This is a genomic window from Actinomycetes bacterium, from assembly GCA_035506535.1.
Taxonomy (GTDB): Bacteria; Actinomycetota; Actinomycetes; order DATJPE01; family DATJPE01; genus DATJPE01.
Map to the genome: position 1 here is coordinate 1 of DATJPE010000093.1, position 14,222 is coordinate 14,222.

16 protein-coding genes are annotated in these 14,222 nt (G+C 72.9%); 3 read left to right on the forward strand and 13 right to left on the reverse strand.

The features are described from left to right. Positions 1-276: 276 nt before the first annotated feature. From VMI11_14400 to VMI11_14410, 3 genes are read right to left on the reverse strand one after another with little or no spacing between them, the layout of a single operon-like run. On the reverse strand, positions 277-1,053 hold the full coding sequence (locus tag VMI11_14400; GenBank protein HTY73587.1) for an alpha/beta fold hydrolase: 777 nt from the start codon (positions 1,051-1,053) through the stop codon (positions 277-279). Beyond that, positions 1,050-1,478 carry an OsmC family protein gene (locus tag VMI11_14405; protein ID HTY73588.1) on the reverse strand — a complete coding sequence of 143 codons (429 nt, stop codon included), beginning with the start codon at positions 1,476-1,478 and terminating at the stop codon, positions 1,050-1,052. The genes VMI11_14400 and VMI11_14405 overlap by 4 nt, the downstream gene beginning before the upstream one ends. 59 nt (positions 1,479-1,537) lie before the next feature. Further along, entirely contained in the window at positions 1,538-2,755 is a 1,218-nt protein-coding gene (locus tag VMI11_14410) for a phosphodiester glycosidase family protein (GenBank protein HTY73589.1), read from the reverse strand. A 193-nt stretch (positions 2,756-2,948) separates the two neighbouring features. Here VMI11_14410 and VMI11_14415 point away from each other — a divergent pair, with 193 nt between their 5' ends. The 3 genes from VMI11_14415 to VMI11_14425 are packed head-to-tail and all read left to right on the forward strand — an operon-like array spanning position 2,949 to position 5,973. Further along, positions 2,949-3,881: a decaprenyl-phosphate phosphoribosyltransferase gene (locus VMI11_14415; GenBank protein HTY73590.1), complete on the forward strand. Its 933-nt coding sequence runs from the start codon at positions 2,949-2,951 to the stop codon at positions 3,879-3,881. Then, the gene (locus tag VMI11_14420; protein ID HTY73591.1) at positions 3,878-5,209 is read left to right on the forward strand and encodes an FAD-binding oxidoreductase; all 1,332 of its coding nucleotides are present in this window, start codon (positions 3,878-3,880) and stop codon (positions 5,207-5,209) included. The genes VMI11_14415 and VMI11_14420 overlap by 4 nt, the downstream gene beginning before the upstream one ends. After that, entirely contained in the window at positions 5,206-5,973 is a 768-nt protein-coding gene (locus VMI11_14425; protein HTY73592.1) for an SDR family NAD(P)-dependent oxidoreductase, read from the forward strand. The genes VMI11_14420 and VMI11_14425 overlap by 4 nt, the downstream gene beginning before the upstream one ends. A 4-nt stretch (positions 5,974-5,977) precedes the next feature. Here the strand turns inward: VMI11_14425 and VMI11_14430 are convergent, their stop codons facing one another. Genes VMI11_14430 through VMI11_14475 form a run of 10 tightly spaced genes read right to left on the reverse strand, consistent with a single transcriptional unit; the run spans position 5,978 to position 14,158 of the window. Next, positions 5,978-6,424, reverse strand: coding sequence for a universal stress protein (locus tag VMI11_14430; protein ID HTY73593.1), 447 nt, complete (start codon positions 6,422-6,424; stop codon positions 5,978-5,980). Then, entirely contained in the window at positions 6,421-7,044 is a 624-nt protein-coding gene (locus tag VMI11_14435; GenBank protein HTY73594.1) for a V-type ATP synthase subunit D, read from the reverse strand. Before VMI11_14435 ends, VMI11_14430 begins: the two co-directional genes overlap by 4 nt. A 3-nt stretch (positions 7,045-7,047) precedes the next feature. Beyond that, positions 7,048-8,442 (reverse strand): V-type ATP synthase subunit B, encoded by a 1,395-nt coding sequence (locus VMI11_14440; protein HTY73595.1) that lies wholly within the window; start codon positions 8,440-8,442, stop codon positions 7,048-7,050. Further along, complete coding sequence (locus tag VMI11_14445; GenBank protein ID HTY73596.1) at positions 8,439-10,163, reverse strand: V-type ATP synthase subunit A; 1,725 nt, start codon at positions 10,161-10,163, stop codon at positions 8,439-8,441. Before VMI11_14445 ends, VMI11_14440 begins: the two co-directional genes overlap by 4 nt. Beyond that, on the reverse strand, positions 10,151-10,660 hold the full coding sequence (locus tag VMI11_14450) for a hypothetical protein (GenBank protein ID HTY73597.1): 510 nt from the start codon (positions 10,658-10,660) through the stop codon (positions 10,151-10,153). Before VMI11_14450 ends, VMI11_14445 begins: the two co-directional genes overlap by 13 nt. Next, positions 10,657-10,905: a V-type ATP synthase subunit F gene (locus VMI11_14455; protein ID HTY73598.1), complete on the reverse strand. Its 249-nt coding sequence runs from the start codon at positions 10,903-10,905 to the stop codon at positions 10,657-10,659. Before VMI11_14455 ends, VMI11_14450 begins: the two co-directional genes overlap by 4 nt. Beyond that, on the reverse strand, positions 10,902-11,327 hold the full coding sequence (locus tag VMI11_14460) for an ATP synthase subunit C (protein HTY73599.1): 426 nt from the start codon (positions 11,325-11,327) through the stop codon (positions 10,902-10,904). The genes VMI11_14455 and VMI11_14460 overlap by 4 nt, the downstream gene beginning before the upstream one ends. A gap of 5 nt (positions 11,328-11,332) precedes the next feature. Further along, a complete protein-coding gene (locus tag VMI11_14465; GenBank protein ID HTY73600.1) occupies positions 11,333-12,742 on the reverse strand; it encodes a V-type ATPase 116kDa subunit family protein in 1,410 nt (469 codons plus the stop codon). Further along, positions 12,729-13,706: a hypothetical protein gene (locus tag VMI11_14470; GenBank protein HTY73601.1), complete on the reverse strand. Its 978-nt coding sequence runs from the start codon at positions 13,704-13,706 to the stop codon at positions 12,729-12,731. Before VMI11_14470 ends, VMI11_14465 begins: the two co-directional genes overlap by 14 nt. After that, a complete protein-coding gene (locus VMI11_14475; protein ID HTY73602.1) occupies positions 13,703-14,158 on the reverse strand; it encodes a hypothetical protein in 456 nt (151 codons plus the stop codon). Before VMI11_14475 ends, VMI11_14470 begins: the two co-directional genes overlap by 4 nt. Between the last annotated feature and the right edge of the window lie 64 nt (positions 14,159-14,222).

Sequence of the window (14,222 nt, forward strand, 5' to 3'; positions counted from 1 at the left end):
GGCCACCCGCGCCGCGTGCGCGACCAGCTCCCCCGACCCGCCCCCGAACGGCGACGACGGCAACGGCTGCACTGAAGAATCCCCCGAACCCGGCACCCCTCCACGCTAAACCGACCCACCGACAATCCCGTTCCACCACAACAGTTCTCCACAGCCCGGGTGGAAGCCGCGCACGTGCGCAAGAGGGTGGCGCTGGTCCGAGAGTTCGCCGAGGCGATGGAGAACGATGACTACCCGCCAGCCGCCCAGCTATGGACTGACCACCGGATCCAGACGCTAGGACCCGAGGAACTCGAGGACGTTGGCGGTGAATTGCCGGTTCGTGACAGACCCGCCGTGGTCTCCGGAGACGACGAGGAGCCGGGCTCCCGGGATCGCCGCCGACAGCACCTCCGGTCGCTGCGCGAACGGGTCGGTGTCGCCTGCGATGACCAGGGTGGGCGCGCTGATCCGGTCGAGCGGGATGTGGCTCATGTGCGCTGATCTCGCGACGAGGGAGAGGGCGACTCGGTCGACATCGCGTCCCTCGAGGCCGTCGAGGAAGGCCTGCGCACGGGGGTCGAGCGGACCTGGGTCCTCGGCGATGAGCGCGTCGGCGAGGACGTCGCGCCTCAGTGACGCGGAGTCGACCCCGCCTCGTTCCACGACGGCCGCCCCGACGCCGACGGTGACCAGTCGGCGGATCCGCTTCTCCTGCGTTGCCGCGATCAGCGAGACGACCGCGCCCATCGAGAAGCCGACGAGGTCGATCTCCGGCACGCCCGTGGCGTCGATGAGCCCGGACAGGTCTCGGGCCATGCGCGGCTCGCCGTACGCGTCCTCCCGATGAGGCTTGCCCGAGTGCCCGTGGCCCCTCGCGTCTGGCGCGACCACCGTGCGACCCGCCCCGTGCAGGATCCCCACGACACCCGTGTCCACCCAGTCGCGCGTGGTGTCGCCGGTGAAGCCGTGGTGCAGCACCAGCGTCGGGAGGTCGTCGTCGCCCTTCCAGTGCTGAAAGGCGATCTCGACGCCGTCGTCGGTCGTGAAGGCGTCGAAAGCCGATTCGGTCATGTCGCTGCCTGCCTCGTCTCGATGGGTGTGCCGAGCTCCACGGTCCGCGAGACCGTGCAGAGTCGCTCGTGCGAGCGCTCGATGGCGATCGGGAGCGCATCACGCGCGGCATCCCCGTCAGGCCCTGCGGGGAAGCGAACGTCGAAGGTGACCGTGAGGTCGACGAGATGGTTGCCGCCTTCGTCACGCACCTTGCGCCCCGACATGGCAAGCTCGAAGTGCTCCGGCTCTGCCCGGCGGGTGGTGATGAAGTCCACGTCGAGGCCGGTGCAGCCGGCGATCGCGACCAGCAGGAGCTCGGTCGGGCTGAAGTCCTGGGTGTCCCCCGTGCCGAACCTCAGGCGCCCGCCGCGCACGTTGATCGCCTCGTGGTGGGCGTGCTCGAGACGACGTACGACAACCGAGCGCACGTCGTCATCCGACATGCCCCCAGCCTGCACTGCGCGCCCGGTACGCGCCAGGGCAGGGCGATCGTGCGGCGACGTCAGCGCCCGTAGACCGCGATGAAGTCCCGGCTGGTGTCAGTGAAGTACCGGTTCACCGGACGTTTGAAGTCCACCAGCTTGTGCGGCGTGGCCCCGCCGGGTCCCGGGGTGTACCACATTCCCGAGATCCATGCGGGGTTGATGTCGAGCTGCATCGCGCGGACGGCGCCGGCATGCTGGAGCAGGTTCGCCAGTGACTGCACCGACAGGGCGTTGCCGGCGACGAAGACGAAGTCGCCGGCCGACGTCACCCCCAAACCGGAGCGCCAGACGTAGTACGAACCCTTGAGCGTCGCGCCCCAGTTCGATTGAACGTCCTTGGCGACGTTGCCAGCGACCTTGCCGTTGTCGATGAGCAGCCTCAGGTTCTGGCGGACCGAGACGACCGAGCTGTTCATCGACACCTCGCTCCCCCAGGCACCGATGGCTGCATGACCGTCGCGGTAGATGACCAAGGACGCGGCGCCGGGCGTGAGCTTCCCCATGGTGTGGCCATCGGCGTAGTAGCCCCCGCGGGCATCCTTGAGCTTGAACCCGCTGTTGAACGTGGCGACAAGGCCCTTGCGCGCCGAGGGCGGAATGGTGTCCGGCTGCTTCCAGAGGTTGAGGTTCCCGGGGTCGGCATAGCCGGGGTGCTGGACGAAACGGACCTGCGCCCCGTCCATCCACATCACGCCGGCGAGGTAGGAAGTGTGCTGCGAGTCGGGTCGTAGGTAGGCGACCTGCACGATCGGCTGCCCGTGGGCGTACGCCGCCGCGCGGTAGACCCCCTCACCCTTCAGCGCCGGCGTCGCGATCGAGGCGAGGGTCGCCTGGATCGACACTGATGCAACGCTCGTCGCTCGAGAGCGACCGGTGGCGCTCGAGCGGCTCACCGGCGAGCCCGAGGGCGGAGAGGTGATCTCCGATCCCTGGAGAAGGGAGAGGTCAGGCGTTCCGCCCACCTTGGGCGGATGCATCTTGTACTGCGCCTCTTCGAGGCCGGTGACCGCGAAGCCCAAGGAGTGGTTGCGCGCCCACTCGGCGAGACGAACCGACGCGCTGTCGGTCCCCGGAGCGAGCAGGGCATGGGCGACCGACCAGCCGATCACGATGACTGCGATCAGCAACAGCGTCCGGACCAGCCGCAGGTTCCGACGCAGCCGGCGCCGAGGTCGACGCTGTTCCGTGGGGACTTCCTCGTCGAGGAGCGGGGTCTCTCGCTCGGCCGACTGCATCGCTCTCCTCTTCGAGACGAACACCACCCACGGAGGGCTCGCGATCCTTCGGCGGCGCTTCCGTCCGACATCGATGACCTTGCGCCGTGATCCTTAGCGGTTGCTGTGTCGAGGCGGGTCCATAGTGGGTGGAGTCGGCGCCACCAACCGGCCCGCACGACCAGCACCCCGACGAGGACATGAGGCGCGACCAATGACCGTGGCCGTCACCGGCAGCGAGGCCGCCGCGGGTGAGGTCTCCGAGAAGAGACGAGGGCCGGTCGTGGCGCTCCTCGTCGCGCTGCGGCCCCGTCAGTGGCTGAAGAACTCGATCGTCGTGGCTGCGCCGCTCGCGGCGGCAACCCTGCTGCTGCCCAGGACGTTGTGGCTGACCGCCGTCGCGATCGTCGCGATGTGCCTGGCGTCCAGTGCCGGGTACCTCGTCAACGACGTCCGGGATGTCGCCGCGGACCGACTGCATCCGGTCAAGAGGCTTCGCCCCATCGCAGCGAGAGAGCTCGGTGCCGGCGTCGCCGTCGTCGTCGCCGGGCTCTTGGGGCTCGGCGCGCTGGCCCTCGCGGCCATGGTCGACCGTCCTGGCCTCGTGCTCGTGATCGCGGTCTACCTCGCCACCACTGTCGCGTACTCGTTGTGGCTGAAGCACGAGGCCGTCCTCGACATCGCCATCGTCGCGAGCGGGTTCGTGCTACGAGCGCTCGCCGGGGGGATGGCCACCGGTGTGGCGCCGTCGCGATGGTTCCTCATCGTCGCGGCGTTCGGGTCCTTGTTCCTCGTCGCCGGCAAGAGGGCCTCCGAACTGGTCAGGGACGATCACGACCCGACGTCCGCGCGGCGAGCACTGGGTGACTACTCGGCCGACTATCTGCGCTTCGTCTGGCAGCTCGCCGCCGCCATCACGATCACGGCGTACTGCCTCTGGGGCTTCGGGTTGGCCCCGCACGCCGGTCGCATCGACTGGGAACCGATCTCGGTCGCGCCGTTCGTGCTGGCACTCCTTCGGTACGCACAGCATGTCGAACGGGGTGACGCGGGCGAGCCGGAGACCCTCGCGCTGCAGGACCGGACCTTGCAGGTGCTGGCCCTCGTGTGGCTCGTCGTCTTCACGCTGGGGGCCTACCACCTATGACCGTGCTCACCGGATGGGGGCGTACCGCCCCCACCGCGGCGACGGTCGTCCGACCCACGTCGCGTCACGGCGTCGCCGCCGCCCTCTGCGACTCCCCCCGAGGTGTCATCGCTCGAGGGCTCGGACGCTCGTACGGCGACTCCGCACAGAACGGCGGAGGCGTGGTTCTCGACCTCACCGGGCTCGACACCATCGAGGGGGTTGACCCCGGTGCGGCCACCGTGCGCTGCGCGGCGGGTGTCTCGTTCGACTCCCTCATCTCCTTCCTGCTCCCCCAGGGCTGGTTCGTGCCGGTCACTCCGGGCACGAGGCAGGTGACCCTCGGCGGTGCGATCGCAGCCGACGTTCACGGCAAGAACCATCACAGGGACGGCGGCATCGGCCACCACGTGGCGAGCCTCGACCTGCTCACCGCGGACGGCTTCCTGCGCACTGTGGGTCCGGACCGAGATCCCGACCTGTTCTGGGCCACCGTGGGCGGGATGGGTCTGACGGGTGTCATCGTCGACGTCACGCTGCGGCTGCTGCGCGTTGAGACGTCGAGGATGTCGGTCACCACCGAGCGCGCGAGGGATCTCGACGAGCTGATGGCCAGGCTCGCCGCAGGTGACCGGTCGTCTCGCTACTGCGTCGCGTGGATCGACTGTCTGGCCCGAGGAGGGTCGACCGGACGGGGGGTGGTGACCCGCGGAGACCACGCGCCAGTGGAGGCGCTCGGTCGTCGGGACCGTCGTGACCCCTTGGCGCACCGAAGTCCCCGCACCCTCCCGGCCCCCGCATGGGCACCCTCTCATCTGCTCAACCGGGTGACCGTCGCAGCGTTCAACGAGGCGTGGTACCGCCGAGCCGGCATGCACGGGGTCGACGAGGTCCAGACGACCGGCGCCTTCTTCCACCCTCTCGACGGGGTGCGGGGCTGGAACCGGATCTACGGCCGCGAGGGGATGCTGCAGTACCAGTGCGTAGTCCCCGAGTCGGTGCTGCGAGACATCGTCATCGGCCTCAGTGACGCGAACGTCCCGTCCTTCCTCGCCGTGCTCAAGCGGCTGGGCGCAGCCGATCCAGCCCCGCTGTCGTTCCCCCGACCCGGGTGGACGCTCACCCTGGACATCCCGACCGGTGTGCCCGGGCTCGGCCCCATGCTCGACCGCTTCGACGAATGGGTGGTCGGCGCGGGCGGGGCGGTCTACCTGGCGAAGGACTCCCGGCTGGACCCGCGGCACCTGTCCGCCATGTATCCCCGGCTCGATGAGTGGCGCGCGGTCCGAGACCGGGTCGACCCGCTAGGTCGATTCCGTTCCGATCAGGCGAGGAGGCTCGGTCTGTGATCGACGCTCTGGGACGTCCCCAGTCGGTGCTCGTGCTGGGAGGCACGTCCGACATCGCCGACGCGGTGGTCCGCGCACTGGTCGACCGTGGCCGGCTGCGCCGTGCGGTGCTCGCCGGGCGGGACGAGCAGGCGCTCGCCTGCGCCGCGGAACGGCTGCGGTCCTCGATCGGCATCACCTCGGACGTCGCAGTCGCGAGGTTGGACGCCGCCGACCCGACCACGCTGGTCCCGGTCGTCGACCGCGCCTTCGACGCCGGGGACGTCGACGTCGTGCTGCTCGCGGTGGGGGCTCTCGGCGACCAGGACCTCCTCGAGCGGGAACCCTCGTCGACGTACGCGCTGGCGGTGTCGAACTACGCGGCACCCGTGACCCTCGGACTTGCGGCGGCTCGCCGGCTTCGTGAGCAGGGCCATGGAGTCCTGGTCGTCCTGTCCTCCGTGGCAGGGATGCGGCCGCGGCGCTCGAACTACGTGTACGGGTCCAGCAAAGCGGGGCTGGATGCGTTCTCTCGGGGGCTGACCGAGGCCCTGCGCGGCAGCGGGGCACGCGTCCTCGTCGTCCGGCCGGGCTTCGTCCACACCCGGATGACGCGCGGACGCGAGCCTGCCCCGTTCGCCACGACCACCGAGGCAGTGGCCGCCGTCGTCCTCGACGGCATGGACAACCACCGCACTGTGGTCTACGCCCCTCCAGTGCTGCGCGGGGTCATGGCGGTCCTCACTCGGCTCCCGCAGCCGATCTTCCGACACCTACCGGGATGACAGGTCAGCGGGGTCCTTGGGGCGGGACCACGAGGACCGGCTGATCGGCGAACTCGAGCACGTGGCGGGTCTGGCTGCCGACGTACGGCTCGCCCCGCGCGGGTCGTGCGGACTTGCCCATGACGATGAGGTCGGCGTTCCAGTCGCGGGCGGCGGCCAGGATCGCCGGGCCCACGTCGCCCGCGAGCATCTCGGTCTCCACGTTGACGCCCGACTCGTGGGCCAGTGAGGTGACTCGTGCCAGCACGGCACCGGTCGACATGGCCCGGCGAGCACCGGCCGCGTCGGCCTGGCCGCCGGCGCCGGCCAGAGCCGCGTCGAGGGCATGGTTCGAGCTGACGCTGACCGCGCGCAGCTGCAGCCGCCAGGAACGAGCCATTCCCACGGCAAGCCGCGCGGCCGCCAGGGACGGTGAGGAGTCATCCACGGCGAGCAGGACACGTTCGATCACGGCGACCTCCGCTCCGGACGGGCAGCGACCGCTCGGCGTAGCCGCGTACCGTCGTCTTGTTCCGCCTGTTCCAGCGCCAGCTCGAGCGCGGCCAGCGATTCCTCCAGCCAGGGCACCCACCGCTTCTCCAAGGCGCGCAGCCGACGTCGGGTGACCGCGATCTCGGCGTCGATGCGTCGCAGAGCCTCGTCAGCGGCAGCGGTGCGGGCGCCGGCCACGACCGCGTCGTGGTAGGCCGCGGCCGTCGCCAGCACGGCGGAGTTGCCAGGCACCAGCGAGGCTGGCTCCGGCGCGACGAGCGCCGCGTCAACGGGGTAGCGCAGCCCCATCGCCGTGGTCCAGGTCAGCTCCACCCTCGCCAGGGCCACCGGAACCGCCGAGGCGACGGCGTCCTCCCCGCCGATCACGACGGCTCGCAGAAGCCAGGTCCTGGCCTGCTGGCAGGCCGCCTGCCACGCCTCGTGCCGCCGCTGCGCCTGGGTCAGCAGGCGCTGCCGTTCCGGGACCAGGATGCGCAGCTTGCGGTCGAGCTGGTCGCGGCCCGCCGTGGCCGTGGCCAGGCGTCGCCGCAGCCACAGCCGCCCGGAACGGCCGGCAGGGATGCGTGCGGGCTTGGGCATCCCTCAGCCGTCCCCTCGCGCCGTGACGTAGGTCTGCACGAACCGGGCCGAGACCATGGTCAGCTCGCGAGCCGGGAGCACCGCGGCGGCGGCCCAGCCCCGGTCGAGGGTTTCGGACATGGTCCGCGACTCTCCCGGTCGCTGGTCGACCAGGCGCCGCTCGAACTCCTCGGCGAAGCGCAGGTAGAGCTGATCGGTCGCGTTGAGCGCCGCCTCACCGACGATCTCCGCGAGCTCGCGGACGCCTCGGGCGCGCGCCAGCGCGGCGAGCAGCTGGTCGGCCAGCTCGAGATGGTCCTCGCGGGTACGTCCGGGTCCGGCGCCGCTGCGCATGAGCCGGGAGAGCGACGACAGCGGGTCGACCGGCGGGTAGATGCCGCGGGCGTGGACCTCGCGCGAGAGGACGACCTGGCCCTCCGTGATGTAACCCGTCAGGTCCGGCACCGGGTGGGTGATGTCGCCGGAGGGCATCGTGACCACAGGCAGCACGGTCACCGACCCGGGCTTGCCGCGGATGCGTCCGCAGCGCTCGTACAGCGAGGCCAGGTCGCTGTACAGATAGCCGGGGTACGCCCTCCGGCCGGGCATCTCGCCACGTGCCGAGGAGACCTCGCGCAGCGCTTCGGCATAGCTGGTCATGTCGGCCAGCACCACCAGCACGTGCCGGTCGAGCTCGAACGCGAGGTGCTCGGCGACGGTGAGCGCCACCCGTGGGGTGAGGATTCGTTCGATGACCGGGTCGTCGGCGGTGTTGAGGAGCAGCAGCAGCTCACCGGCCGCGGCGCGTTCGTCGAGAGCGGCCCGTACGGCGCTCGCGTCGGCGTGCGTCAGCCCCATGGCGGCGAAGACCACGCTGAACGGCTCGTCGCCGGCGCTGGCATGCGCGGCCACCTGGGCCGCGAGCTGCAGGTGCGGCAGCCCGGCCGCGGAGAAGATCGGCAGCTTCTGCCCCCGGACCAGGGTGGTGAGCGCGTCGATGGCCGAGATCCCGGTGAGGACCGGCTCGGCGGGAGGCTCCCGGCGGACGGGGTTGATCGGGTACCCGGCCACCGGGGCGCTGACCCGCGAGAGGATCGGCGGGCCTCCGTCGATGGGCTCGCCCCGCCCGTTGCACACCCTGCCGAGCCAGCTCGACCCGACCGGGATCCGCAGCGGCTCGCCCGCGAAGCGGACCCGGGTGCTCCCGGCGGCCAGCCCCTCGGTGCCCTCGAGCACCTGGACGACGGCGAGGCCGCGGTCCACCTCGAGCACCAGCCCGTGCCGATCGTTGTCAGAGGACCCGCCCGCGCGGATCGTGGCGAACTCGTCCCAGCCGACGCCGGCGACGCCGCGGATGACCAGCAACGGTCCGCGCAGCTCGGCAACCCCACCGTACTCGACGTCGAGCCGGGCGCTCACCGCACGCCCGCCAGGGTCGCGAGCATCTCGTCCCGGCGCTCGGCGACGACCGCCGCCCCGTCCGGCGCCGTGTCCCGGGCGGCGCGCAGGAGCGGGGTGAAGTCCAGCTCCTCGATCTCCGCCGCGGTGATACCCCGGTCGATGAGGGCGTCGCAGGCGTCGACGGTGGCGAGGACGGCATCGAGCAGCGCGGCGGTCTTCGCGGGCGTGCAGTAGGCGTCGTTGGCCGAGATCGCGCTCTGCTGCAGGACTCCTTCGCGCAGGAGTCGTCCGGCCAGCAGGACGACGCGTTCGTGACCGGGCAGCGACGCCGCGCCCACCAGCTCGGCGAGATCCGTGAGCCGGTCCGCGTCCGCCAGCAGCCGCGTGACCCGCGCCCGCCGCGACGACCACTCGGGATCGCCGCTGCGCGCGTACCAGAGGCCAAGCGCCTGCGCGTCCCGGGCGAACGAGCCGGTCCAGCCCACCGCGGGGTAGTGACGGGCGTACGCCAGGTCACGGTCGAGGCTCCAGAGCTCTCGCACGAAGCTCTCGGTGTGCGCGGTGACCGGCTCGCTGGTGTCGCCGCCCGGAGGGGAGACCGCGCCGATGATGGTGACGGAGGCGTCCTTGCCCCCCAGGGTGATCACCCGCCCCGCGCGCTCGTAGAAGGCGGCGAGCGCCGATGCCAGCCCGGCTGGGTAGCCCTCCTCGGCGGGGAGCGCCCCGGAGCGGGAGGCGAACTCGCGCAGTGCCTCCGCCCATCGCGAGGTGGAGTCGGCGATGACCACAGCGTGGTAGCCCATGTCACGGAAGAACTCGGCGACGGTGACCCCGGTGTAGATGCTCGCCTCTCGTGCCATCAGTGGCATGTTCGAGGTGTTGGCGATCACCACAGTCCGCTCGGCGAGCGCCCGACCGGTCCTCGGGTCGGTGAGCCCGGCGAGCTCCTCGAGGACCGCCGCCATCTCGTTGCCGCGCTCGCCGCAGCCGACGTAGACGATGACGTCCGCGTCGCACCACTTCGCGATCTGCTGCAACAGCATCGTCTTGCCGGTCCCGAATCCGCCGGGGACCGCCGCGGTCCCACCCCTCGCGAGGGGGAACACCGCGTCGATGACGCGCTGGCCGGTGACCAGCGGCTCCGCCCCGTCGACGCGCTCCCGTACCGGGCGGGGCCGGCGTACCGGCCACTCGGTCCCGATGGTGACAGGGGTCCCGTCGACGACCGCCACCGCGGCGTCCGCGGCGTACGACCCCTCGGCGGCGACCTCCTCGACCTGCCCGGACACCCCGACGAGGACGCGGTACTCCAGGCCCGGTACGTCGGGGACGACACCCACGACGTCCCCCGCCGCGACCGACATGCCCACGGAGACGGCCGGCCGCCACGACCACGTGTGCGCCGCCGGCTCGTCCGCCGCGGACGCCGTTGGCACCAGCCAGGTCCGCGAGGGCGGCAGGGCGCGCAGCATCCCGTCGTAGACACCGCCGAGCAGCTCGGGGCCGAGCCGCGCGGACAGGGGGCGGCCCGATGCGCTCACCGGGTCCTCCCCCGCGAGCCCGCCGGTGTACTCGTAGGCCTGCACCTGCGCCGTGGAGCCACGCACGGCGACCACCTCGCCGGGCAGACCCGCCTCGCCCAGGGCGACCACCTCCGCCATGGCCACGTCGGCGAGCCCCTCGACCTCCACGAGCGGCCCGCTGACGCGTACGACCCGTCCGGGGCCTAGCCCGCCCACAACGGCTCCACATCGACGCCGGCCAGCGCGGTGTCGACAAGCGCCCGCACGGAGGCGTCGAGGAAGCGGTCGTCCGCTCCCTCCGCCAGTACGCCTCCGTCTGCTCCCGGACGCAGGACGGCCGGCTCCCCCAGCCGGTCCCGGACGATGGCCTCGAGCCGGGTGCGGGCCGCGGGCTCCGCGAGCAGCCGACCCGCCGCCTCCCGCGCCCGGTCGACGAGCTCGTCGTAGAGCTCCCGCTGGGCTCGCAGTACGACGGCGCGGGCCGCGTGGCGGGCACGAGCCCGCTCCAGCGTCAGCAACGCCGCCGCGTCCGCCTCGCCCCGTGCGCGCGCCTCGGCCAGGAGCGCCTCGGCCTCCACCCGCGCCCCAGCGATCTCGGTCGAGGCGTCCTCCTCGGCCGCCGCGCGGACTGCGGCCGCCGCCGCCTGCGCGGCGGCGATGAGCGATCGGCGCAGCGGGTCCAGGGCCGCGTCCGCGCCTTGGTCGCGCTTCATGGCGGCAGCACCACCGAGAGCGGCGCCGCCTCGGCCGTACGTGCCGTACCTATCGCCGTCGCGGCGTCGGCGGTCAGCACGACCACGCTGACCCCCTCCGGCAGCGACTCCCATGCGGCCTGGGCGGCCTCCGGCGTCTCGGCCGGCAGCACGACCACGCCGGCGAGGGCGAAGCCGACGACGTCGGGCTGGCTGCCGATCGCGGCGACGAGCTGATGGCCGCCCGCGGCGGTGGTGCTGGTCACGCCTTGCCGATCAGGATCAGCGACACGATCAGGCCGTAGATGGCGATGCCCTCCGCCAGCCCCACGATGACCATCGCACGACCGAACAGCTCCGGGCGCTCGCTCATCGCGGCCAGCGCCGCCGAGCCGGTGTAGGCGACGGCGATCGCCGCCCCGATGGAGGAGCCCGCCACGGCGATCGCGGCCCCGATCAGGGCCTGGCCGTTGGTCGCGGCCGTGCTCGACGCGGTCAGTGCCGCGGCATGCGTGGCGACCGCGGCCGCCGGCGGCGCGGCGGTCAGTGCGAACACGAGCAGGGCCAGCGCGGCGAGGAGCAGGAGCGCGTTCGCGGCGAGCAGCGCGCGAAGCCCACGGCGCCCGGTGCGACGGACCAGCCACACCGCGAACGCGGCGCCGGCCACGAGCGCGGGCAGAGCGATCATCCAGGTCAACATGACGCCTCCGAGACTGCCAGGGGGACGTGCCACGGCCGGAACGGCCGGCCCTCGCGGATGAAGATGCGCGAGAAGAGCTCGTAGTACTCCAGGCGCAGCGCCTGGATCCCGGCGACGACCCCCTCGAGGGCGAAGGTCAGCGCGTTGCCGCCGATGAACAGCACGATCGCGGCGATCGCCCCGACCCAGCCGTGCCGCCACGCGGCCACCGCGCCGGCGAACACCACCGCACCGAGCGCCGCATGGGTCAGCCCGAACGCGGCGAGGCGTGCGAAGCTCACCACGTTGGCGCCGAGCCGAACCACCACGTCGACCAGCTCCACGACGCTGAACGTGGCGGCAGCACCGCCTCCCCCAGCCTCGGCGACCAGGCCCACGTAGGCCAGCACGAGCCCGACCAGCGCGAGCAGGCCACCGGTGAGGGCCAGCCACGAGACCCCGAGGTAGAGCCCGCCGGCGAGCATCGCCAGCCCCAGGAACACGGTGGCTCCGGCGAGGCCAGAGGAGGAGTACGCCGCGGCGCGCCAGCCGCCCTCCCGGAAGCGGTTCACCGTGCCGAGGGCGTACGCGCCGGCGAGGAGCAGGGCACCGAAGGCGACGGCGGCCCCCAGGAGCAGCAGCGGCTGGTCGAGGGGCTTCAACCACACGACCGGGACCACCCCCGTCGGGCCGAAGAACTCGCCATAGAGCACGCCGAAGACGATGCTTGCCAGCCCCGCCCCCGCCAGGAACAGCCACACCCGGCGCAGCCCGGCGAGCCGGCGCCACCACCCGACGCGGACCGCGACGGCGGCGAGGAGGAGAAGGGCGCCGTGGCCGGCGTCGGCGAACATCATGCCGAACATGACGACGTAGGCGAGCCCGGCGAGCACCGAGACGTTGACGTCCTCGTACGGCACTGTCGCGTACGTCTCAACGAGCGGCGCGAACTCACCCGCCGACCCGCGGCTCGGCAGGAGCGTCGGTGGCTCGGCACGCTGGGGCCGCGGCATCGCCACGACGGCGGCCCCCAGGTCGGAAGCGCGCCGCGCAAGACGGGGCAGTGCGTCCGAGGGCATCCATCCGGTCAGCCCGGCGACGCTCCCCCTGGTCACGGCGACGGCCGCCCGCTGCTCGACCTGTGCCTCGCCGGCGATCAGGTCGACCCGGCCGCCGCGCTCCCACCCCTCGAGGTCCGGCGCGGTCCTCGTCAGGGTGGGCTGGACCCGTTCGGCGGACTGCAGCCGCTGGAGTACCAGCGCGGCCGGGGTGGGCGGGCCGGTCTCACCCTCCCCGCGCACCTCGTCCAGCTCGACCGTGCCCTCGTCCGCGACGGCGACCAGCAGGTCACGGAGACCCTCCCGTGACGCGAGGAGCGCGACGCGCTGCATCCCCACCGGTCGGAACGACTCACGCCACGGCATCGAAGGCCTCCGCCCCGATCACGTCGTACGCGGCCCCCTCGACCCCGCCACGGGCAGCGATCTCCAGCGCGGCACGCACCCGCCAGGCGTCGGCCGCCAGCATGCCCACCGCGGCCACGAGCGCCTCCGGTCCGGCGTCGCCGGCACGGCTTCGGAGCCCGGCCTCGTGGTCCACGTGCGCCCACCAGCGGGTCTCGGCGCGCCAGATCTCCGTGGGCTCGCCGACGCCGGCCAGCGCCCACCGCGTTGCAGACGGAAGGGCAGCCGTCAGGTCCGCGAGCGTGGTGGTGGCGACGGCCCGGTGCCCGAGCACGCGGGCGGCGGAGACGGCCGCGGCGGCCGGCAGCGCCAGCCCCGCGAGCAGCACCTCCCGGGCCACGAGCAGCGCGGCGGCACCGGCGGCCCAGCCGGCCGCCGCCGGGACGGCCGCCATCACGCGGTCGGCGAGTGAGAGCCGCATGGCGAGGCCGATCTCCCGCGGCGACTCACCCCCCGGATCGCCCCACGGCGAGGCCGCGAGCACCGCCCTGACCTCACCGGGGCTGCTGGTCGTGGCCAGGCGCGGCCACGCCGTCGCGAGCCCGCCCAGCTGATAGGGCTCCTCACGGGCCGGAGGACCGCCGAGCGGTCGAACCGTCGCGCCCTCGCCCAGGCGAGCGAGGTGCCGCTCCAGGTTGGCGATCTCGAGCCCGCCGACGAGCAGCCGCAGGATGGCGACTCCATCACGCGGGACCCATCCCGCGAGCACCCGCAGGTTCCACAGCGTCGTGTCCACGACCCCGCGCTGGGCGGCCGCCAGGGTCTGACCGGGACTCACCCCACGGCCGTACGCCGATCCGGCAAGGGTGAACAGGGCGGCGTCGAGCGATGGGAGAGCGGCCAGATCCCGAGCTCCCTCCCGGCCGAGGCGGCGACGGGTCATCGCGCGCGAGCGCACGCTCCCGGCGACCCAGCCGACGCTCACCGCGCGCCCGTCGTCGGTGCGGCCCCCTCGCCCAGGAGGTCGCGGACCCGTTCCATGACCGCGTCGACCACGGCGTCGAGCCGGCCCTCCCCGGCGGCCCGGACGGCCGCGGCCCGAGCCTCGGCCCCACGTGCCTCGGCCTGTGTCTCGGCCGCGGCCCGGACCCCGACACGCGACGCCGCCGCGGCCCGCTCGCCGTCCGCCGCACGTCGCGCGGTGGCCAGGATGTCCCCGGCCTCGGTCGCCGCCTCCCGCCGGGTCTCCGCGGCATCGGCGTCCGCCCGCTCTCGGATCCGGACGCACTCCCCCTCGGTGTCCGTCAGCAGGCCGAAGAGCGGCGCCAGCTCGCTCGCCATGTCGGCTCGTCGGTCGACCGGTACACCCGCCGCGCTGGCCGCACCAGGAGCCCCGGCCGGGCGGAATCGGTAGAGCAGGTCACGCACTCGCGGCATCGGGACTCCTCGCACCCCACTGTCCACCCGACGGCGAACCGGCCCCAGGGCCCAAAGTCCCCCG

What these genes read in the sequence shown, in the direction of transcription:
- VMI11_14415 (HTY73590.1), top strand. Translation starts at nt 2,949, where the DNA reads ATGACCGTGGCCGTCACCGGCAGCGAGGCCGCCGCGGGTGAGGTCTCC.
- VMI11_14400 (HTY73587.1), bottom strand. Translation starts at nt 1,053, where the DNA reads ATGACCGAATCGGCTTTCGACGCCTTCACGACCGACGACGGCGTCGAG.
- VMI11_14475 (HTY73602.1), bottom strand. Translation starts at nt 14,158, where the DNA reads ATGCCGCGAGTGCGTGACCTGCTCTACCGATTCCGCCCGGCCGGGGCT.
- VMI11_14435 (HTY73594.1), bottom strand. Translation starts at nt 7,044, where the DNA reads ATGCCCAAGCCCGCACGCATCCCTGCCGGCCGTTCCGGGCGGCTGTGG.
- VMI11_14405 (HTY73588.1), bottom strand. Translation starts at nt 1,478, where the DNA reads ATGTCGGATGACGACGTGCGCTCGGTTGTCGTACGTCGTCTCGAGCAC.
- VMI11_14450 (HTY73597.1), bottom strand. Translation starts at nt 10,660, where the DNA reads ATGAAGCGCGACCAAGGCGCGGACGCGGCCCTGGACCCGCTGCGCCGA.
- VMI11_14460 (HTY73599.1), bottom strand. Translation starts at nt 11,327, where the DNA reads ATGATCGCTCTGCCCGCGCTCGTGGCCGGCGCCGCGTTCGCGGTGTGG.
- VMI11_14465 (HTY73600.1), bottom strand. Translation starts at nt 12,742, where the DNA reads ATGCCGTGGCGTGAGTCGTTCCGACCGGTGGGGATGCAGCGCGTCGCG.
- VMI11_14410 (HTY73589.1), bottom strand. Translation starts at nt 2,755, where the DNA reads ATGCAGTCGGCCGAGCGAGAGACCCCGCTCCTCGACGAGGAAGTCCCC.
- VMI11_14420 (HTY73591.1), top strand. Translation starts at nt 3,878, where the DNA reads ATGACCGTGCTCACCGGATGGGGGCGTACCGCCCCCACCGCGGCGACG.